The organism is Rothia sp. HMSC078H08 (assembly GCF_001808955.1).
Taxonomy (GTDB): Bacteria; Actinomycetota; Actinomycetes; order Actinomycetales; family Micrococcaceae; genus Rothia.
On sequence record NZ_KV795257.1, the window covers coordinates 62,658 to 82,233 of the forward strand.

The 19,576-nt window shown below is 60.4% G+C and carries 16 protein-coding genes and 1 tRNA gene; 14 read left to right on the top strand and 3 right to left on the bottom strand.

Going from position 1 to position 19,576, the window contains the following annotated elements; genetic code table 11:
- The first annotated feature begins 100 nt into the window (after window positions 1-100).
- The 6 genes from HMPREF2528_RS07105 (at window position 101) to HMPREF2528_RS07130 (ending at window position 5,567) form a co-directional block, all read left to right on the top strand.
- Window positions 101-817, top strand: coding sequence for a beta-ketoacyl-ACP reductase (locus HMPREF2528_RS07105; RefSeq protein ID WP_005509097.1), 717 nt, complete (start codon window positions 101-103; stop codon window positions 815-817).
- A 72-nt stretch (window positions 818-889) separates the two neighbouring features.
- On the top strand, window positions 890-1,633 hold the full coding sequence (locus HMPREF2528_RS07110) for an SDR family oxidoreductase (RefSeq protein WP_005506073.1): 744 nt from the start codon (window positions 890-892) through the stop codon (window positions 1,631-1,633).
- Between the two features lie 246 nt (window positions 1,634-1,879).
- The gene (locus HMPREF2528_RS07115) at window positions 1,880-2,668 is read left to right on the top strand and encodes an ABC transporter ATP-binding protein (protein WP_070543481.1); all 789 of its coding nucleotides are present in this window, start codon (window positions 1,880-1,882) and stop codon (window positions 2,666-2,668) included.
- Window positions 2,665-3,543 carry a TrmH family RNA methyltransferase gene (locus tag HMPREF2528_RS07120; RefSeq protein ID WP_070543483.1) on the top strand — a complete coding sequence of 293 codons (879 nt, stop codon included), beginning with the start codon at window positions 2,665-2,667 and terminating at the stop codon, window positions 3,541-3,543. Before HMPREF2528_RS07115 ends, HMPREF2528_RS07120 begins: the two co-directional genes overlap by 4 nt.
- Window positions 3,544-3,795: 252 nt before the next feature.
- Window positions 3,796-4,050, top strand: a complete 255-nt coding sequence (locus HMPREF2528_RS07125) for a type B 50S ribosomal protein L31 (RefSeq protein WP_005506069.1) — start codon at window positions 3,796-3,798, stop codon at window positions 4,048-4,050.
- Between the two features lie 326 nt (window positions 4,051-4,376).
- Window positions 4,377-5,567, top strand: a complete 1,191-nt coding sequence (locus tag HMPREF2528_RS07130; protein ID WP_070506312.1) for an LCP family protein — start codon at window positions 4,377-4,379, stop codon at window positions 5,565-5,567.
- Window positions 5,568-5,732: 165 nt separating this feature from the next.
- Here HMPREF2528_RS07130 and HMPREF2528_RS07135 read toward each other — a convergent pair whose 3' ends face one another.
- Window positions 5,733-6,986: an HIRAN domain-containing protein gene (locus HMPREF2528_RS07135; RefSeq protein WP_012903558.1), complete on the bottom strand. Its 1,254-nt coding sequence runs from the start codon at window positions 6,984-6,986 to the stop codon at window positions 5,733-5,735.
- A gap of 388 nt (window positions 6,987-7,374) precedes the next feature.
- The gene (gene pepN, locus HMPREF2528_RS07140; protein ID WP_070506310.1) at window positions 7,375-10,047 is read right to left on the bottom strand and encodes an aminopeptidase N; all 2,673 of its coding nucleotides are present in this window, start codon (window positions 10,045-10,047) and stop codon (window positions 7,375-7,377) included.
- 222 nt (window positions 10,048-10,269) lie between these two features.
- On the opposite strand from pepN, the gene HMPREF2528_RS07145 reads away from it, so the two are divergent.
- Window positions 10,270-10,355 (top strand) — tRNA-Leu (locus HMPREF2528_RS07145).
- A gap of 202 nt (window positions 10,356-10,557) precedes the next feature.
- Here HMPREF2528_RS07145 and HMPREF2528_RS07150 read toward each other — a convergent pair.
- A complete protein-coding gene (locus tag HMPREF2528_RS07150; RefSeq protein ID WP_049362194.1) occupies window positions 10,558-11,643 on the bottom strand; it encodes a 2,3-butanediol dehydrogenase in 1,086 nt (361 codons plus the stop codon).
- A gap of 340 nt (window positions 11,644-11,983) precedes the next feature.
- On the opposite strand from HMPREF2528_RS07150, the gene HMPREF2528_RS07155 reads away from it, so the two are divergent.
- The 7 genes from HMPREF2528_RS07155 (at window position 11,984) to HMPREF2528_RS07185 (ending at window position 19,497) form a co-directional block, all read left to right on the top strand.
- The gene (locus HMPREF2528_RS07155) at window positions 11,984-13,603 is read left to right on the top strand and encodes an amidohydrolase (protein ID WP_070543485.1); all 1,620 of its coding nucleotides are present in this window, start codon (window positions 11,984-11,986) and stop codon (window positions 13,601-13,603) included.
- A 276-nt stretch (window positions 13,604-13,879) separates the two neighbouring features.
- Window positions 13,880-14,839 (top strand): L-lactate dehydrogenase, encoded by a 960-nt coding sequence (locus HMPREF2528_RS07160; RefSeq protein ID WP_012903553.1) that lies wholly within the window; start codon window positions 13,880-13,882, stop codon window positions 14,837-14,839.
- 386 nt (window positions 14,840-15,225) lie between these two features.
- A complete protein-coding gene (locus HMPREF2528_RS07165; RefSeq protein WP_005509088.1) occupies window positions 15,226-15,501 on the top strand; it encodes a hypothetical protein in 276 nt (91 codons plus the stop codon).
- 169 nt (window positions 15,502-15,670) lie between these two features.
- A complete protein-coding gene (recO, locus tag HMPREF2528_RS07170) occupies window positions 15,671-16,498 on the top strand; it encodes a DNA repair protein RecO (RefSeq protein ID WP_070543486.1) in 828 nt (275 codons plus the stop codon).
- Window positions 16,499-16,604: 106 nt separating this feature from the next.
- Window positions 16,605-17,393: an isoprenyl transferase gene (locus tag HMPREF2528_RS07175; protein WP_070543488.1), complete on the top strand. Its 789-nt coding sequence runs from the start codon at window positions 16,605-16,607 to the stop codon at window positions 17,391-17,393.
- A 93-nt stretch (window positions 17,394-17,486) separates the two neighbouring features.
- The gene (locus HMPREF2528_RS07180; protein ID WP_070543491.1) at window positions 17,487-18,575 is read left to right on the top strand and encodes a quinone-dependent dihydroorotate dehydrogenase; all 1,089 of its coding nucleotides are present in this window, start codon (window positions 17,487-17,489) and stop codon (window positions 18,573-18,575) included.
- Between the two features lie 277 nt (window positions 18,576-18,852).
- Window positions 18,853-19,497: a DUF6318 family protein gene (locus HMPREF2528_RS07185; protein WP_070543493.1), complete on the top strand. Its 645-nt coding sequence runs from the start codon at window positions 18,853-18,855 to the stop codon at window positions 19,495-19,497.
- Window positions 19,498-19,576: the final 79 nt, after the last annotated feature.

Sequence of the window (19,576 nt, forward strand, 5' to 3'; positions counted from 1 at the left end):
ACGCGGTAAAATAGGGTTTGTCTGTCCATCCGTCCACACCCCAACCGCGGAGTCGCTGCATCGGCTCCAATCGTGAGGGGTCGACTCATCAAGGAAGCTCATGAGCGAGAACACTCCCAAGACCGTGCTGGTCACCGGCGGCAACCGAGGCATCGGCTACGAAATTGCCAAGGAATTCCAGGCAGCAGGCCACAACGTCTGCATCACCTACCGCAGCGGTGAAGCCCCCGAAGAATTTTTCGCCGTCAAGGCAGATGTACGCGATGCCGACAGCATTAACGAAGCTTTCAAGGAAATTGAAGCAGAATTCGGCCCCGTGGAGGTGCTGGTCGCCAACGCAGGTATCACCCGCGACATGCTGCTGATGCGCATGAAGGAATCCGACTTCACCGACGTGGTCGACACCAACCTCACCGGTTCTTTCCGTGTGGTTCAGCGCGCCATCAAGGGCATGCTGAAGCTCAAGCGCGGCCGCATCATCCTGGTTTCCTCCGTGGTGGGTCTGTACGGTTCCCCCGGCCAGGTCAACTACTCCGCATCTAAGGCTGCACTGGTCGGTATGGCACGCTCCATCACCCGTGAGCTGGGCGGCCGTAACATCACCGCTAACGTGGTGGCACCGGGCTTCATTAACACCGCAATGACCGAGGTTCTGCCCGAAGAGACCAAGAAGAACTACCTCGCGTCCATCCCGGCTGGTCGTTTCGCGGAGGCAGAAGAGGTCGCTCGCGTGATTCGCTGGCTCGCATCCGATGAGGCTAGCTACATTTCTGGCGCTGTCATCCCCGTTGATGGCGGCCTGGGTATGGGTCACTAACCCCACCCGTACGGACTGCACGAAGCGCCTGAGCGTGGGCGCACCCTTTCTAGACTTTAAGGACATAAAACTATGGCACAGCTGACCGGCAAGACCATTATCATTACCGGCTCCTCCCGCGGCGTTGGCGCAGACACCGCACAGATTCTTGCCGCTGAGGGCGCGAACATTGTGGTGAACTACCGCTCCAAGGCACCGCGCGCGAACAAGATCGTCAAGGCTATTGAAGAGGCTGGCGGCAAGGCAATCGCAGTGCAGGCTGACGTGACCAACAATGAGGACCTGCAGAATCTCGTCAACACCGCCGTGGAGACCTTCGGTTCCCTGGACTACCTGATCCTGAACGCGTCGGGCGGCATGGAAACCGGCATGGGCGAAGACTACGCAATGCGCCTGAACCGTGACGCACAGCTGAACCTGGCACGCCTGGCTGCAGAGAAGATGCCCGAAGGCGCACGCATCGTGTTCGTGACCAGCCACCAGGCGCACTTCATCCGCGAGGTTGAGACCATGGACGAGTACAAGCCCGTCGCAGAGTCCAAGCGCGCAGGCGAAGACGCACTGATCGCCGAGATCCCCGCACTTTCCGAGAAGGGTATCTCCCTGGTCGTCGTGTCCGCTGACATGATTGAAGGCACCGTCACCGCGACCCTGCTGAACCGCCTGCACCCCGGCGCTATCGAGCAGCGCCGCGAGACCGCCGGCAAGCTCTACACCGTCAACGAGTTCGCGCAGGAAATCGCGAAGATGGTCACCGCAGACGTTGAGACCGGCCACGTTGAGCTGGTCGGCGGCGCACGCGGCTTCATCGACTAATAACTTCAGCCGCTATAGGTGCCGTTGCGGATGCGCCCGCCCCTCTGACAAGGTACATTTGATGAGGCGCGCCGCCCCTGACGCGGCGGCACCTATAGCCCCTAAGGCTCCTATAGCTTCTAAGATTTTGCGCGAGAAACCCAATGTGGGGTACCCGCGCACTATGCGCCAACCGCTCCGATAACCCGGCACGGGTTGCGGGGTGAGGGGCGCATCCCATCCATCTAACTCACTGGAAGAAGAACCATGAGCACCGTACTCAACCTTCAGAATGTCTCCGTGATTCGCGGCGGCCGCCCCATCCTTAACAACGTTTCGTGGACTGTGAACGAAGGTGAACGCTGGGTTGTTCTGGGCCCCAACGGCGCCGGTAAGTCCACTCTGCTGTCGGTTGCGGCAGCCCGCCTGCACCCGACCAGCGGCGAGGTTGAAATCCTTGACGAGACCCTCGGCGCTGTTGACGTGTTCGACCTGCGCCCGCGCATTGGTCTGTCCTCCGGTGCTTCGGCAAACCAGATTCCCGCCAACGAGAAGGTTTCCGACGTTGTCGTGACCGCAGCGTACGCTGTGTCCGGCCGCTGGAAGGAAGAATACGACGTCATGGACGACGAGCGCGCCACCGAGCTGCTGGCTGAATGGGGTGTCGACACCCTCGCTGACCGCACCTTCGGCTCCCTCTCCGACGGCGAGCGTAAGCGTGCACTGATTGCCCGCGCCCTCATGACCGACCCCGAACTGCTGCTGCTGGACGAGCCCGGCGCAGGCATGGACATCTCCGGCCGTGAGGACCTGGTCGAGCGTCTGACCGCACTTGCCGCCGACCCCTACGCACCGGCTACCGTGCTCATCACCCACCACCTCGAGGAAATCCCGGCGGGCTTCACCCACGCTCTACTGGTCCGTGACGGTGGCGTGGTCGCCGCCGGCCCGATCCTGTCCACCATTACCGAGGCGAACCTCGCAGCAACCTACGACATGGATCTGGCTCTGACCGTCACCTCCGCGGGTCGTTACTCCGCGTTCAAGCGCGCATGAGCCGTGCCCCGAAGCAGCTGAGCGCCGAACAGATTGCTGAGCGTGCCGAGCGTGTCTACGCCATTGAGTCGGTCACGGCTCTGGCGCAGGCACCCGAGCAGGCTTTGCGCTACTACACGCAGCTGACCGACGTGAAGCTCCGTAGCGCCATGGAGCCGCAGTGGGGTATTTACATTGCGGAGTCTTCGAAGGTGATTCGTCGTGCGCTCGCTGCCGGTCATCAGCCCGTTTCTTTCCTGATGAGTGAGAAGTGGGCTGATGATTTGGCGGATGTTCTGCGCGCCCATCCTGAAACTCCCGCATATGTGGGCAGTGAGGAGCAGCTGGAGCAGGTGACCGGTTTTCATCTGCATCGTGGCGCGTTGGCGGCGATGGCTCGCCCGGCGCCGCAGCCTCTGGAGCAGTTGCTGCAGGGTGCCTCTCGCGTGGCGATTTTGGAAGATATCGTGGACCACACGAATGTGGGCGCTATTTTCCGTTCGGCTGCCGCGCTGAACGTGGATGCTGTGCTGGTGACTCCGCGGTGCGCTGATCCGCTGTACCGCCGCTCGATTCGAGTGTCGATGGGTACCGTTTTTCAGGTGCCGTGGGCTCGCCTGGAGTCGTGGCCTGCTGACTTGCAGACCCTGCACGATCTGGGCTTTAAGAGCGCGGCGTTGGCTTTGGAGGAGGACTCGCTGACCCTGGAGGAGCTGTCTGCTCGCCGGGATGAGAAGCTTGCGCTGATTCTGGGCACGGAGGGGCACGGACTGTCGCCCCGCACCTTGGCGGCGTGTGATGATACGGTGATGATTCCGATGTCGCACGGTGTGGATTCTTTGAACGTTGCGGCGGCGAGCGCTGTGGCATTCTGGGAGACCCGCCCACGTTCATAAACTGACTTCTAACCTGGTTCCTAACCCGCGTGAGTGCCTTCTTCGGGTGCCCTCGCGGTGTGTGGGTTGGTGCCTGTGAGGGAACGTACTGGGATTTAATCCGTGAAGGTGGTACCCTTAATGGGTTGTGCACGCCCTATGCGGGCACAATGGTGATGCGCTCTGAGATTTTCTCGATAGCTGCACATCGAAAAACCTACTCCATCTATATAAGGGCTACTGGCAAAATCCAGTAGCAGAAGAAGGTAATCAATGAAGGCAGAAATCCACCCGGACTACAACCTGGTTCTGTTCCGCGACCTCGCATCCGGCAAGGTCTTCCTGACCCGTTCCACCATGACCTCGGACAAGACCGAGAAGTGGGAAGACGGCAACGAGTACCCGATCGTCGAGGTTGAAATCTCGTCCGAGTCGCACCCGTTCTACACCGGTAAGCAGCGCATCATGGACTCCGCAGGTCGCGTCGAGCGCTTCAACGCACGCTTCGGCAACTTCGGCAAGAAGTAAATCTTCTTTCCCAGTTTTGCTTTTTAGCGAGATCAATGCCCCGTTCTCCTTGGTTTTCAGGGAGGCGGGGCATTGCGCGTTCTATGCGGGTAGCAGAATGGTTCGCGTGAACGTGAGGAAAGTTGTAATGTAAAACCTTTCGTTCACCGGTGCGTAGACCCGCTGACGGCGTTACAATGGGAAAGTATTTTGCGAGCTGTGCATTTTCTGTGCCATCCAGCACAGCCCCATATCGGCGGGTTATTTTCCGGTTCTCTGTATTCTAGAGACTTCGCTGGATGCGCTGCGCGTCTCGCGTATCACCACCTCAAACAAAGGACAACTTAATGAGCGACGCTCACTCTGAACCGTCGCAGAAGAAGAAATGGGTCAAGCGTATTCTGCTGATCCTGCTGATTCTTCTGCTGGTTATTACCCTCGGTATTGGTTTCTTTATTTGGCGTGCTGGCCACACCTGGGATAGCAAGACCGAGAAGTTTGATTCCATCACTAAGGTGGATGAAGACCTCAGCAAAATTAAGGAGCAGCTTGGCGAGGCTAAGAAGCTCAACGTGACGGAGCTGAAGGCTCCGACCGTCACCAACTCGGATACCGGCAAGAACGGTACCAACGCTAACGGCACCGCCGATGCCGCTGCGGCTCTTGCAGCGAACGCCAGCGAACACGATAAGGACGGCGACGGTATCTTGGACAACGGATACAATTACGGCGTTATTAAGGGACCCGGCAAGAACATTCTGCTGCTCGGTAGCGATACCCGTACTGGTGCTGATGCAGCTCTGGTGAGCGGTTCCCGTGCGGACACCATCATGCTGATGCACATCCCGGCTGACGGCAAGGGTGTGTACATCATCTCGATTATGCGTGACACCTGGGTTGATATTCCCGGTTACGGTACGGCTAAGGTGAACGCGGCGCTAAACTACGGCGGTGTTTCCCTACAGGTTGCTACCATCGAAAACCTGGTGGGCGTCAAGATCGACCATGTGGCTGAAATTGAGTTTGAAGGATTCAAGTCTCTCGTGAATGCCATTGGTGGCGTGGACGTCCAGGTTCCCTTCGCATTCACCAGTAATGTCTGGACCTTTACCCCGGGTCTGATGCACCTCAACGGCAGTGGCGCTCTGAGCTTTGTTCGTGAACGTTACTCTTTCGCTGATGGTGACTACCAGCGTGTTCGTAACCAGCGTGCATTCCTGCGCGGCCTATACAACACGATGAAGGCTAAGGGCGCGCTGAGCAATGTTGCTTCTTTCCAGTCTTCTATCGAGTCTCTGACTGATTACATGCGTGTGGACTCCGGTCTGAATGCGGCGCAGATTGCTCAGATTGCGGCTCCGGTGTTGACCAGCGGTGACACTACGATGCGCATGACCACTCTGCCGAACGCTGGCCCGGGTTGGTCCTATGACGGTCAGTCAATCATTCTGGTTAACCAGGCTGCAAATGCCCACCTGGCAAGCGCACTGCAGAATGACACGATGGATCAGTTCATGGCTACTTACGGTCAGGACTAAGATCTAACTCCTTGCGGGGGTGAACGCTTGTATGCGCTTTCACCCCCGCTGTGTTTAACCGTTCCTAGTTAACCGTTCCTGGGAAAACAGGGTACGTGAAAGGGCGGCTACCTCACCGTAATGGTGGGTAGCCGCCCTTTGTGCGTATGTTCTGAGGGGAGAGGCTTATGCCTTCGATTCGGGCTCTTCCTCTTCCTCGGTAGCCTCTTCGTCCTCGTATTCGTCGTAGGCTTCGTAGTCATCGTAGTAGGGCTGACGACCAAAGTAGAATGCTACAGCCGCGACAGCGCCACCCAGGATAGCGATGAGGATGCCGAGCATCGGGGTCCACAGTATCGAGATCAGGCCGGCGACCAGAACGGCGAGGCCTGCACCCTTGATCAGGTTCAGCAGGCGGTCACGCTCGTTCGGCTCGTAGTACTCCTCTTCTTCCAGGCTGTATTCGATGGCAGGCTTCTCTGCGGCGGGTTCACTGCGGGTCGACTCGGGGGCGGAGGAACCACCGGTCAGGGAGCTCATGAAACCGCGACGCTTCTTCGGCGCCTGCTGTGCAGAGGACTCCAGGTAGTGGCGTTCGCCTTCGGTGGGCACGAATGCCGGGGGCACCTCGTAGTCTTCACCAACGGGCAGTAGAGCCGGAACGTTGTTGGGCAGGGTCTCGTACCATTCCTGCGGAATATCGGCAGGGCGTGCAGCCTGAACGGTCAGGGACAGCTCGAGGGTGTTACCGCGAATAGTGCCCCATGCGCTGGTGAGGCGGTCGTTCTCGAACGCGTAGCGAATCACGGGTGCGAGCTGCTCAGACATCTGGGTGCTCAGGCGGCCCACGAGCTTACGGTCGTGGCGCACCTCCACGCTGTCAACAACGCGGCCGTCGGAGGTCTTGAGCTGGTTCGCTTCCAGGGTCAGGATCACGCGGCCTTCACCGCTGGGCGGCAGGATGCTGTGCAGGTATTCGGAGTGTTCCTTCTCGTCGAGCACCTTCATGGACGGGCCCTGGGGCAGCAGGGTTGCGCGGGTCGGTGCGTCGTTGAGGGGGAAGAGAGAACCGGGTGCGGACAGGGAGAGCACACCGGTGCTCTTCACGTGCATGCTGCCGCCTTCAGCGCGTACGGCAACAGCGGAGAGCTGCAGATGCGCGATAGGTTCGTAGCCGGAGGCGACCACGCGGGTAATGGAATCCCAGTACGCGGCGGAGTCCTCCACGCTCATGCGGCCTACCTTGAATTCGTCAATGTAGACGGCGATGCTATTGGGCTCGTAGGGGTTATCCGGTTCGGGAACCAGGCGCGCTTCACCGTACCAGATCCGTTCACGGTCGATGTGCAGTTCCTCGAAAATTTGGAGGGTTTCTGCTTCGTAGTAATCATCGGTGACGATGTCAACGCTACCGCGGTCACCGAGTGCGTAATCGACCACTGAAAACTCCTTCTGATATGTCTAAGCGAGCGGATACCTAGTCTATTCTCTCATGCTTTCAGAGCGGACAGCTCACAAAAACGGGTGACATTTATCTGTCTTTTAGCACCGGGTGCATATAGTTTTGCGTTTGGGGGAATCAGCCCCGGTAACGATGGCTCACGTCGCCGCACTAAAGGGCCGCGAACCCTCCGCGTGGAGCCTCCCGAAACAAAAATTTCGGCTGAGAAAGCCGCGAAAAAGACCACCGCTCGACACCACCCGGTTCACAACCGGGTAAGTGCCAAGCGGCGGTCTACATCAATCAGTTTGAGAACCTGGCGGGGGAGATCGGAACCTAGTCTAGGCACCGGTCCACACCCCGCCTCAGCTACTCAAACCATGCAGCTTAGTTCTGCAGGGAAGCGTTGAACTTCTGAGCCACAATCGAACGGTGGCCGTGGTCCTGAGCCTCCAGAACCAGACGACGCAGAGCCGAAGGAGCCTCGGGGTTCGCCTCCAGCCAACGCTGAGCCAGCGCCACGGAGGGGTTGCCCTCAACACCCAGACCCTCGGTGGAGCCGGTGTTGTACGGAGCCTTCGGGTACAGGCCACGTACAATGCGGGTCGCCATACCAATCGAACGAGACGCCCAGAGAGGCAACAGAGCCTCAAAGTAGGAGTCGTAGTAGGACTCACGCAGCTCAACCGGGCCACGAGCAAAACCGTTAATGGTCGAGGCCAGAGCGTCGTTCGACAGCGACTCGTCTTCCATGATGGTCTTGTACGCGGCAGCCTTACGCTCAGCAGAGGGCAGGGCAGCAATCGCGTACGCGTAACCATTCGAAGAGATCGAGGAGGGGCTGTACTTCGCCGCACGGTCCAGATCCTCAACGGTCACCAGGTCGCGGCTTGCGAGCGCACCCAGTGCACTCCAACCCAGGTTCTGGTCGTAAGGAATGCCGGTTGCGTCAGCAATATCGCCGGTGGTGTCTTCGAAAGCACCGCGGGCAATATCGCGGCAGAGCTCTTCACCCTTGGTCGCGTTGGTGGAGACCGAAATCAGGGCGCGCAGCAGAATCAGCTGTTCGTCGGAGCCGGGCTTAGCCTGCGCCAGTGCGGCTGCGAATGCGTCGTAGAGAGCGTCGTAGAGGCGCTCGCGGCCGGTGGGTGCGGAGAAGGTTGCGATAGCGACCTGTGCGTTGTTGACCATGGTGCCCAGCAGGGATGCGCTCGGTTCCTTGGAGACGTTGCGTACGACTGCGTCGACGTAGGTGGTGACGGGCAGGCGTGCATCGCGCACGTTCTCCCAGAGGGAGCCCCAGATGAGGCCGCGGGAGAGCGCGGATTCGAGGGTGGAGACACCTTCGATAGCTGCCTGCAGGCCGTCTTCGTCGGTCAGAGCAACCTTGGCGTAGGTGTGGTCTTCTGCGTTAAGCATGAGCAGGTCAGCTTCGCCAACGAGCTTCTTCTGCTCGTCGGTGAGCTCCACGCGGTGCTCGGAGACGGGCTCTGCCGGGTACTCGAGGGAGAGCAGGCCGGTGGAGACGAGCTTGCCGTCGGTCAGCGCGAAGGTTTCCAGCTTTGCAACGTGGGGGCGGCCCAGACCTGCGGGCTGCTGTGCGGGCAGTTCCTGAGTGAGGATCAGGTCGGTGAGCTGGCCGTCTTCGCCGTAGACGCGCTTGGTGCCCAGTGCGGACACGCCGGAGGTCTGCAGCCATGCGTTAGCCCATGCCTGCATGTCGCGGCCGGACACCTCGTTGAGTACCTGCAGGAAGTCGTTCAGGGAGGTGTTGCCCCACTCGAAGCGCTTGAAGTACACGCGTGCTGCCTCGATGAAGGTGTCGAAGCCGACGTAGGCGACCAGCTGCTTGAGCACGGATGCGCCCTTTGCGTAGGTGATGCCGTCGAAGTTCTGCGATGCTGCTTCCAGGTGGGGGATGTCAGCGACGATGGGGTGGGTGGTGGGCAGCTGGTCCTGCATGTATGCCCATGCCTTGCGATTGTTCGCGAAGGTGACCCATGCGTCGTTGAAGTTGTTGGCTTCCTTAGCGCCGAGGGTGCCCATGAAGTCTGCGAAGGATTCCTTGAGCCACAGGTCGTCCCACCACTTCATGGTGACGAGGTCGCCGAACCACATGTGTGCCATTTCGTGACAGATGGTGTTGGTGCGGCCTTCGAGGTCGTCCTCGGTTGCGCCGGAGACGAAGATGTAGTCTTCGGTGAAGGTAACCAGGCCGGGGTTCTCCATTGCGCCGATGTTGTATTCGGGCACGAATGCCTGCTCGTACTTGGGGTACGGGTAGGGGTAGTCGAAGAGGTCCTGGAAGAAGTCCAGGCCGTTTTTGGTGACCATGAAGATGTGGTCGTAGTCGAAGTGCGGCTTGAGGGACTGGCGGCAGTATGCGACCAGGGGGATGTCACCGCTGTTGACCTTGCTCTTGGGCTTGTAGGTGGTGGTTGCGGTGAAGTATTCGCCGGCAACGATTGCGGTGATGTAGGTGGAGATCTTGGCGGTGGGGGAGAAGACTCGCTTGGTGATGGAGTCGTCGGTGGGGTCTACGACCTGGCTTTCGAGTACGCCGTTGGAGCTGACGACCCAGTCCTTGGGCGCGGTGATGCGGAAGTTGAAGACTGCCTTCAGGTCGGGCTGCTCGAAGTTCGGGAAGACTCGGCGGCAGTCGGAGGGCTCGTACTGGGTGTACAGGTAGACGCGACCGTCGGAGGGGTCGAAGTAGCGGTGCATACCTTCGCCGGAGCGGGAGTAGTAGGAGCGACCGTGGATGGTGAGTACGTTTTCTGCCTGCAGGTTGGACAGGGTGATGCGTGCGCCGTTGACGACATCAGCCAGGGTCAGTTCGGTGCCGTTGAGCTTAACGGAGTCGACGCTGTGGTGGATGTAGTCGATGAAGGTTTCTGCACCGGGGGTGTTGCAGGAGAATCGGACGGTGGTGACGGTGGGGTAGGACTCGAATTCGGGGTCCTTGGCGTTAGTCAGGTCGACATGCACGTCGTAGGTGTCGACACTGATGAGAGCCGAACGTTCTGCGGCTTCTTCGCGGGAGAGGTTCTCATTATTCATGCTTTTTATTCTAGTCGTTATGACCGAAAATATGGCAGTTGAGTGGGCGTGCCGGTCATATTACTCAAGGTGCGAGAAGATCACCCGGGGTGTGGGGAACTAACCAACCTCGAATGTGTGACGCAGAACATGCTCTTTCGATTTGCGGAGTATCCAGAAAGCCCGTATAGTATTACGTGTTGCTTCGAACGGCACCGAAAGGAAAACGTTCGAAAGTCACCTGCGCGGGTGGCGGAATAGGCAGACGCGCTAGCTTGAGGTGCTAGTCCTCGTATTAGAGGGTGGGGGTTCAAGTCCCCCCTCGCGCACAGATAATCCCCGGTTCTTCGGAACCGGGGATTTTTGTATGCTCGGTTTTGTATTCCCGGTTTTGTGCACCCGGTAAAAAGCGCACAAAAAAGTAGTGGGGTGGGGCTCCTCGAAAGGAACCTCACCCCACACTAGCTACGCTAAGGAAGCTAGAAGAGTAGCTGCATCAGCTGAAACTGAATTACTCAGCACTCAGAGAGATTACTCAGCCAGACGCTCCGGGTCGGTGGTGACCAGAATCTTCACAGCGGTCTCGTTGTGGTTGATCAGGGTGTCGAAGCCCTTGTCAATCAGGTCTTCCACAGCGATCTTGCCGGTGATGAAGGGCTTGAGGTCAATCTTGCCGGACTCAACGAGCTTGATGGTCTCCGGGTGGGAGTTCACGTATGCGATGGTGCCGCGGATATCGAGCTCCTTGAGCACAACCTTCTGAACATCCAGGGAAGCGGGCTTGCCCCAAATGGAGACGATGACGACCTTACCGGTGGGCTTGAGAGCATCCAGAATCAGGTCCAGTGCGGGCTGAACGGAGGTGCACTCGAACGCGATATCAGCGCCACGGCCGTCGGTCAGCTTGTGAATCTCAGCCAGAACGTCAACCTCTGCGGGGGAGAAAGCGTAGTCAGCAACGCCGGAGTCCAGAGCCTTCTGGCGGCGCAGCGGGGACAGCTCAGAGATGATAACCTTAGCGCCCTTAGCCTTCAGAACTGCGGAGGTCAGCAGACCGATGGGGCCAGCACCGGTCACCAGTGCGAATGCGCCCTCTTCGAACTCGCCTGCACGCTCAACAGCGTGGTAGCCAACGCTCAGGGGCTCAATCAGTGCAGCCTCGTCCAGGGGAATGTTGTTAGGAATCTTGTGAACCCAGCGGCGCTTGACGGCAACCTTCTCGGACAGACCGCCACCGCGACCTGCCAGACCAATGAAGTTCATGTCCTTAGACAGGTGGTAGTCCTTGGAGTCGGGGCCGGTGTAGACGTCATCACGAATGATGTAGGGCTCGACGACAACGTGGTCGCCAACCTCAAGGTCGTCTACGCCTTCGCCCAGTGCCTCAACAACACCGGAGAATTCGTGACCGAGGGTGACGGGGGAGTCCTCGCCAGAAATGGGGTGGGGGTGACCGTGCTGGGGGCAGAAGATGGGGCCGTCCAGGTATTCGTGCAGGTCGGTACCGCAAATGCCGCACCAGGCGACCTTAATCAGAACCTCGCCCGCAGCTGCTTCGGGTGCGGGGATGTCTTCAATGCGGATGTCGTTACGGTCGTAGAAGCGTGCTGCCTTCATGGGATTGGAGCTCCTTAGCGTGGTTGTGGCGCTCACTGCGGTGTGTGCTTGCCGGTACGGTTCGCGTCCTTGGGTCTGTCACTGTATTGACAGAGGCCCAAACGACATGGTTTGGACCGGTTGTGAACTGTCCTGCCGGCATTCGCATCGCTAGCGCCGGATGGTGACGGGTGCGGCTGGATTGTCGCTCCCATGTGCTTAACGCTACTCCTATAAATCAAAGATTCCTAGGATATATACAAAATTTCTTTTATGTGACAGATATTTCTTTTTGGGTGTTTTCGACTCCATCACGCCCGAGCATCTAGCGCCCGGCGAGCGCAGACGGTAGCGTAGAAGCATGACTGACGCGAACGCACAGGGCACCGCCGCCCACACCCAGCCCACTTCTGACGGCTCCGGTCGAACGGCACCGAACCGACCCGCCGCAATAACCCGCCACTACGACGCGCCCGACGCTGATTGCGTGCGCGGTAGCGAGTACTCCGAGATTCTTGCCCTCGAAACCGAGCGGCGTAAGCGTGCCGCTGAGCACCGCCGCAAGCGCGGGCACGCGCATCCCGAGCGGGAACATGCCGACCATGGTCAGCCCGAGCAGGAACGTAGCCACGGCGAGCGCCACGGTCATGGAAAGGGGCACGGTCATGGAAAGGGGCACGGCGCGCATCACGGTCACCGCCTCGATGAAGATAGCGGGCTGGCGCATATTCGCCGCGACCTCGCCGATTCCGTAGCCACCCGCGCGGATTCTTTGACCGCAATTCTCAAGGCGATTCACACGCACCCTGAGACTGCCTACGAGGAGTATTTCGCCTCCCGCACGCTCGTTGATGCGGTCCGCGAGGCCTACCCGAACCTCAGTAACCCGAACCTCAAGATCGAGTACCCCGCCTTCGGTCTGGATACCGCGTTCAAAGTGGAGCTCACCAGCGCCGACTATGACCCTGCCAAGCACCGCACCATCGCGATTCTCTCCGAATATGACGCGCTGCCGGGCATCGGTCACGGCTGCGGTCACAACGTCATTGCGGTATCCGGCCTGGGCGCTTTCCTTGCCCTGGCGGATGCGCTCGCCACCGGCCCCGAGGCGTTTAGCGGTAGGGTCCTCTATTACGGCACTCCTGCCGAAGAGTCCGATGCCGGTAAGGAGCTGATGGCGCGTGCCGGCGCGTTCGAGCAGGTGGATGCCGCCATTATGGTGCACCCCTACTTTATCGATGTGGCTGATCAGGCGTGGTTGGGTCGCCGTGAATGTCGCGTGACCTACACGGGCGTGAGCGCGCATGCTTCCTCGCACCCGTTTATGGGTCGTAACGCCCTGGACGCGGCGAATCTGGCGTATCAGGGTTTGGGTTTGTTGCGTCAGCAGATTCCCGGTTCTGACCGTATTCACGCGATTATTGACCACGGCGGGGACGCCCCGAATCTGATTCCTGCCTCCGCGAGCCTGCATATTAATATCCGTTCTAAGTACGCGCCGACTTTGCGTGCGCTGTCGCGACGGGTTGAGGAGGTGCTGCGCGGTGCGGCGCTCATGGCTGGCGTGAGTGCGGAGGTGACGTGGGATTCTTCGCCGATGACCATGCCGGTGCGTACGAACCGTCCGCTGTTGAAGCGTTGGGTTTCGGCTCAGCGTTCGGTGGGTCGCCACCCGTACCCGCCCGGAACGGTCAGTGACACCCTGGCGGCTTCTACTGATTTCGGTAATGTGAGCCTGCGCGTGCCCGGTATTCACCCGCTGATTCAGATTGCGCCCGAGGGTACCGGTATGCACACGGTGGAGTTCGCGCACTGTGCTGACACTCCGGCGGCGGTGGATGCTGCTCTGGATGCGGCGTTCGGTCTGGCGTCTGTGGCTTTGGACTTCCTGGTCGACGACGAGCTGGCGGATGCGGTTCGTGCTGATTTTGAGGCTTCCGGCGGCGCCGTGGATGTGGAGGGCTACTTTAGCGGCATGTGAGCTTGCTCAAAAGGTCAGAACGTCATTATTTGGTTTTGTGAGTGAAAAACACCCCTCATAGCCCATAAAGTCACCAGCACCCATCGAAAAAAGCAAAATAACCCAACACAAAACGCAAAATCTGCGGCATAATAGAACATAACGAAGCAAGCTCACCGGGGAAGGACGCCCGCCCAAGGAAATTCAACCCCGAGGCACACACCCGCTTCCTTATAGACCACGCGAGAATCCTCTCGCACCACACGGATAACTCTCACGAAAAGAGGGCATACAGCAATGAACGGTGTCAACAACCCCACCAAGCTCGGCGTCATCGGTGCAGGCGGCGTCGGTAGCGCAACCGCATACGCAGCTATGGTCCGCGGCTCCGCAGACGAAATCGTCCTGTACGACATCGACGGCAAGCGCGCACACGCTGAAGCACTGGACATCGCACACGGTGCAATGTTCGCACACGAAGCAACCGTAACCGGTGGCGACGACATCGAGCTGTTGCGCGACTGCGACATGGTCATCATCACCGCTGGTGCTCGCCAGAAGCCGGGTCAGCCCCGCCTCGAACTGGCAGGCGCAAACGTCGCAATCCTCGAGAAGCTGCTGCCGAACATTCTGTCCGTAGCACCCAACGCGATTATCATGCTCGTCACCAACCCCTGTGACGTTCTCACCGTTGTGGCCCAGAAGATTACCGGCCTGCCCGCAAACCGCGTGCTGTCCTCCGGTACCGTTCTGGACTCCTCCCGCCTGCGTTGGCTGATTGCTAACAAGGCTGGCGTCTCCATCAAGAGCGTTCACGCAAACGTTGTTGGCGAGCACGGCGACTCCGAGTTCCCCGTCTGGTCCGCAGCAAACATCGGTATGGTTCCCCTGACCGAGTGGGAGCAGGACGGCAAGCCCGTCTTCACCGAAGAGGTCCGTGCAGAACTGGCAACCGAAGCTATGCGCGCAGCATACAAGGTCATCGAGGGCAAGGGTTCCACCAACTACGCAATCGGTATCTCCGGCGCACGTATCGCTGAGGCATTCCTCGGCGGCCAGAACGCAGTGCTGCCCGTCTCCACCACCATTGCAGGCGAGCTGTACGGCTTCAAGGACGTTGCACTGTCCCTGCCCACCATCGTCAACCGTGAGGGCATCCAGCGCGTGCTCGAGGTTCCCATGAACGAGGCTGAGCTGGCACAGCTGAAGGCATCCGCTGAGGCAATCCGCGCATCCGCAGCATCCCTGGGCTTCTAAAACCCCGGCTTCTCATTCTCTCGGGCTCAACCCGTAAGAAGCAAACATTCAGTAGGTGCAGCGTCAAGCTGAGCTAACCGACAGAAGAACCCGCCGCACCCGGCACCCGCCTCTTGAGGGGTAGGGGACCTGGGGACGGCGGGTTCGCTGTGTCTGTAAGGTTTTTATGCGGGGTTTGATGCGCCGCGTGCTGCTTGGCTTGACCAATCTGGCTTGCCGAGCCTGACTCGACCAACCTGGGCTTACCGCTCTGGCTTTGGTGTTCTCTTCACGCCACCGAATTTACCCGCTGATTTACCTGCCGCACCCGTTCATAGTTCCGCGTTTAAACCGCCGCATGACCGCCCGGCGCACACCATCGGCCTGTAGGTAGTAGAATAAATGGCATGAGCATTGATCCTCGCACCGAACTCACCCGCCTCCTTGACGCGCTGGAGGCGCACCTGACCGCCGTCGTCAACCGAACCGGCGAGCACGACTCTGCCGTCGATGAGGCATACGTAGAAATCGCCAACGCCTTCGAAGCCTACGAAGATGCCCTCTTCGAGGCGTACAACGAGGTCACTCCCTTGAGCGTCTACGGTGATGAAGACGAGGATGACCTTGAAGAAATCCTCGACGATGAAGACGACATCGACGACGATATTGAGTACGAGGACTAAATAGCGCCTCGCCCATACGTTACGAACCGACCCCTGACCGGTACCCCCTACGCGGGGTAATACGGCAGGGGTCGAACCGTACCCACAACACCCGCGTAGATCTTGCCCTCAGCATCTACTGAGCATCCACCACGCACCTACCGAGCATGTACCGAGAACGGAGACACCCGTGAGCGAACCCCGCACCTGGCGCGACGCCGCCCTCATCCTCCGCACCCAAAAACTCGGCGAAACCGACCGCATCATCATCATGCTCACCCGCGACGGCGGAATCACCCACGCCGTCGCCAAAGCCGTACGCAAACCCACCTCCAAATTCGGTGGACGACTCGAACCGTTCATGCACACCGACCTGTCCTTCAGCCGCGGTCGTACTAATCTGCACACCATCACCCAGGCGGCGACCCTGCACGCCTACACCGCACCCATCATGGCGAACTACGATGCGTACACGTGCGCCTCCACCATCGCCGAACTCGCCGAAGACCTCACCCAAAACAACGCCGGAACCACCGAACTGTACACGCTCACCCACGGGGCATTCGCAACCCTAGCCCACGCGCAGCACACCCCCCAGCGCGTGCTCACCCGCTACCTGGCCCGCGCCATGGACCGCTCCGGCTGGCCCCTCATCGGCGAGCGATGCACCCGATGCGGCACCCCACTTACGCCCGAAGCCACGGCTCGGGAGGGCACGGCGGAAGCCCCGGGCCGATACCTTGCCTTCCACACTGCCCACACCTACGGCCAGTACACCGTCCTCTGCCCGAAGTGCGCCCCCGCCACTGATGCGCCCCTCACCGCTCTCACGGCCGAAGACCTGGCCTACGCGCTCGCCGCCGCCAGCCCCAACCCGAGCGCCTGGGAAACCATCGACGCCGCACCCCGCGGAACCGCCGATAAAATCCTCAAACTCTACCTCGCCACCACCCAAAATCTGCTGGAGCACCCTCTCAAAACCTTCGGGGCGCTCGAGGCGGAAACCCCCGCAAAATAACACCCGAAGCGCCCGCCCATGCGTGCCGTGCCACGGTAAAATAGCTAACAGCATAACTCGGCAGACAACCCCGGGGGAGAACCCCCGCCAGGGAAGAAAGGCACACATGGCACGCACCCAGCCCGTACCCCCGCCCCCGCACCCCACCGGGGCAACCCCGCCTCCCATCCCGAAGAAGTTCATCCCCCAGCACGTCGCCGTCGTCATGGACGGCAACGGGCGCTGGGCCAACGAACGCGGCCTGCCCCGCACCGAGGGCCACCGCGCCGGCGAGGCGGCACTGCTGGACGTTGTTGCGGGCGCTATCGAAATGGGCATCCCGTACGTGACCGCCTATGCGTTCTCCACCGAAAACTGGAAGCGCTCACCCAGCGAAGTCGCGTTCATCATGCGTTTCTCCACCGAGGTGCTGCAGCGCCAGCTCGAAACCCTCAAGACCTGGGGTGTGCGCATCCGCTGGGCCGGTCGCCGACCCAAGCTATGGAAGAGCGTCATCGAAGAGCTCGAGCTCTGCGAGCGCGAAACCATCGACAACACCGTCTGCACCCTCACCATGTGCGTGAACTACGGCGGCCGCGCAGAAATTGCTGACGCGGCCGCAGCCATCGCGGCAGACGCAGCCGCGGGCAAGCTCAAGCCCGGCAGCATCACCGAAAAGACCATCCAGAAGTACCTGGACGAACCCGACCTACCCGACGTTGACCTGTTCCTGCGTTCCTCCGGTGAGCAGCGCATCTCGAACTTCCTGCTGTGGCAGAGCGCCTACGCTGAGATGATTTTCATGAACGTGCTCTGGCCCGACGTCGACCGCCGCACCCTCTGGGAAGCCGTCGAAGAGTACGCGCGCCGCGACCGCCGCTACGGGGGCGCAGTCGACGCCATCGCCGCCGAGTAGGCCGACCACTAAGCCCAGGCGTTAGCGCCCCAACGCGACGACCCGGTTCGCCGCCCACAAACCACCCATACCCTCCAACACTAGGGAGAACAAATGCGCATCTACCCGACCTTCTTCAACATCTTCTTCAAGGGCATGGACCCCGAGAAGGCACACCACGTCGGCTTCTGGGGCGTTCAGACCCTGCGCAACGTCGGCATCACCCGCGCGCTGCGCAAGTACTTCCAGCCCGCCCCCGAACTGGCAACCACCGTCATGGGCATCACCTTCCCCTCGCCCTTCGGCCTGGCCGCGGGCTTCGACAAGGGCGGTAAGGGCATTGCCGCGCTGGCTGGTATCGGCTTCGGCCACGTCGAGATCGGCACCATCACCGGTCAGGCGCAGCCCGGCAACCCGCAGCCGCGCCTCTTCCGCCTCGTCGAAGATAAGGCCGTCATCAACCGCATGGGCTTCAACAATGACGGCGCCGCAGCGGCAGGCCCGCGCGTAGCCGCCGCCCGCGCAGACCTCGAAACCGAATACCGCGGCGCCGTACGCCCGGTTATCGGCGTGAACATCGGCAAGACCAAGGTCGTTGAGCTCGAGAACGCTATCGACGACTACCTGATTTCTACCCGCACCCTGGCACCGCAGGCAGATTACCTGGTTGTCAACGTCTCCTCCCCGAACACCCCCGGCCTGCGCACCCTGCAGGCTATCGAGTCGCTGCGCCCGCTGCTCACCGCCGTGCGCGAGGAGGCAGACCGCGTCAGCCCCAACCGCCACGTACCCCTCACCGTCAAGATCGCACCCGACCTGGTCGACGAGGACATCATCGAGGTGGCGGCCCTGGCCAAGGAGCTGAAGCTGGACGGCATCATCGCCACCAACACCACCATCGCCCGCGAAGGCCTGGGCCTGACCAGCGATATGACCAAGGTCAAGGAAATCGGTGCCGGCGGCCTCTCCGGCGCGCCGCTGAAGCCCCGCTCCCTCGAGGTGCTGCGCCTGCTCAAGCGCGAAATCGGCGACGACCTGGCCATCATCTCCGTCGGCGGCGTGACCACCGCCGAGGACGTGCAGGAACGCCTGGACGCTGGCGCCGACCTGGTGCAGGGCTACACCGCCTTCCTGTACGAGGGCCCGCTCTGGGCGGCACACATTAACCGCGGCCTGGTGAAGCTGCGCCGCGCTCGCCGCTAAAAGGTTTACGCCTCGCCGGGTAACTGGCGGGGGAGGGAGCCTCACGCTCCCGGCGTGCTGAGGGGGCACCGTTCTCTACCCGTTGGGGTGGATGCGGTGCCCCCTTTTGCGTTTCTGCGCGGGCAAACAGCTCGCGTAATTGGACGAACAACAACCGGGCAACAACCGGGCAACAACCGGACGATGGGAATAGACCAATAACGGGTTCTAGGCGCGCACCCCCGCATAATGGAGATAGACGGGAAATCATGCACTACAACGATGTGGAGGACCACCCATGACCCCCAACGCGCTGAACCGCCGCTCGATGCTGACCGGAGGCTCGCTCCTCGGCCTCGGCACCCTACTCACCGCCTGCGTGCCGCACGACATCACAACTGCAGGAGACGGATCCACCGCCTCCGGCAGGGCCGCCACCAACAGTAGCTCAAGCACCGGCAACAGCGCCGGCGAATACCGCAAAGCAGACGCCAAAGGCCCCGCCCAAAACGTTCCCAAACCCAACGCCCCCGAAGACGGCTACCGCGAAAAGACCGCCGCCGGCATCCGCAAAACCATGGACGCCTGGAACCAGTGGATTAACTACGGCATCCAAACCGGCGACTACAGCAAAGCACGCGAATTCCTCTCCTCGACAAACGACGGAGAACTCAAAATCTACCGGGAAATAGAAGCACTCTACCGGCGCGGCGGCTGGGTCATCGACGGCATCCAATACTTCAAGCCCGTCGGCGAGCCCTGGACCGAGGACGACCAAACCTACCGCCTGAAAACCCGCCACGAATGGGACAAAGAAACCGACGTGGAACCAGATGGTCGCCAAGAAACCTGGAGCAGCGACAAGGAAGAAGAAATCTACATCTTCGCCCTCGAACACCGCGACGGCAGGTGGCAGATTCTCTACTCCCAAATCGACGTCTAAGCGTTACATTCGCCGCATAAGAGGGTAGCGGGCATAAAACTAGGGGAGAGGCCCAAACAATCAGGACCTCTCCCCACAC

Coding starts and splice junctions, on each gene's coding strand:
- HMPREF2528_RS07115 (WP_070543481.1), top strand. CDS start 1,880: ATGAGCACCGTACTCAACCTTCAGAATGTCTCCGTGATTCGCGGCGGC.
- HMPREF2528_RS07185 (WP_070543493.1), top strand. CDS start 18,853: ATGACCCCCAACGCGCTGAACCGCCGCTCGATGCTGACCGGAGGCTCG.
- HMPREF2528_RS07165 (WP_005509088.1), top strand. CDS start 15,226: ATGAGCATTGATCCTCGCACCGAACTCACCCGCCTCCTTGACGCGCTG.
- HMPREF2528_RS07155 (WP_070543485.1), top strand. CDS start 11,984: ATGACTGACGCGAACGCACAGGGCACCGCCGCCCACACCCAGCCCACT.
- HMPREF2528_RS07120 (WP_070543483.1), top strand. CDS start 2,665: ATGAGCCGTGCCCCGAAGCAGCTGAGCGCCGAACAGATTGCTGAGCGT.
- HMPREF2528_RS07150 (WP_049362194.1), bottom strand. CDS start 11,643: ATGAAGGCAGCACGCTTCTACGACCGTAACGACATCCGCATTGAAGAC.
- HMPREF2528_RS07110 (WP_005506073.1), top strand. CDS start 890: ATGGCACAGCTGACCGGCAAGACCATTATCATTACCGGCTCCTCCCGC.
- HMPREF2528_RS07175 (WP_070543488.1), top strand. CDS start 16,605: ATGGCACGCACCCAGCCCGTACCCCCGCCCCCGCACCCCACCGGGGCA.
- HMPREF2528_RS07130 (WP_070506312.1), top strand. CDS start 4,377: ATGAGCGACGCTCACTCTGAACCGTCGCAGAAGAAGAAATGGGTCAAG.
- HMPREF2528_RS07160 (WP_012903553.1), top strand. CDS start 13,880: ATGAACGGTGTCAACAACCCCACCAAGCTCGGCGTCATCGGTGCAGGC.
- HMPREF2528_RS07180 (WP_070543491.1), top strand. CDS start 17,487: ATGCGCATCTACCCGACCTTCTTCAACATCTTCTTCAAGGGCATGGAC.
- HMPREF2528_RS07105 (WP_005509097.1), top strand. CDS start 101: ATGAGCGAGAACACTCCCAAGACCGTGCTGGTCACCGGCGGCAACCGA.
- pepN (WP_070506310.1), bottom strand. CDS start 10,047: ATGAATAATGAGAACCTCTCCCGCGAAGAAGCCGCAGAACGTTCGGCT.
- HMPREF2528_RS07125 (WP_005506069.1), top strand. CDS start 3,796: ATGAAGGCAGAAATCCACCCGGACTACAACCTGGTTCTGTTCCGCGAC.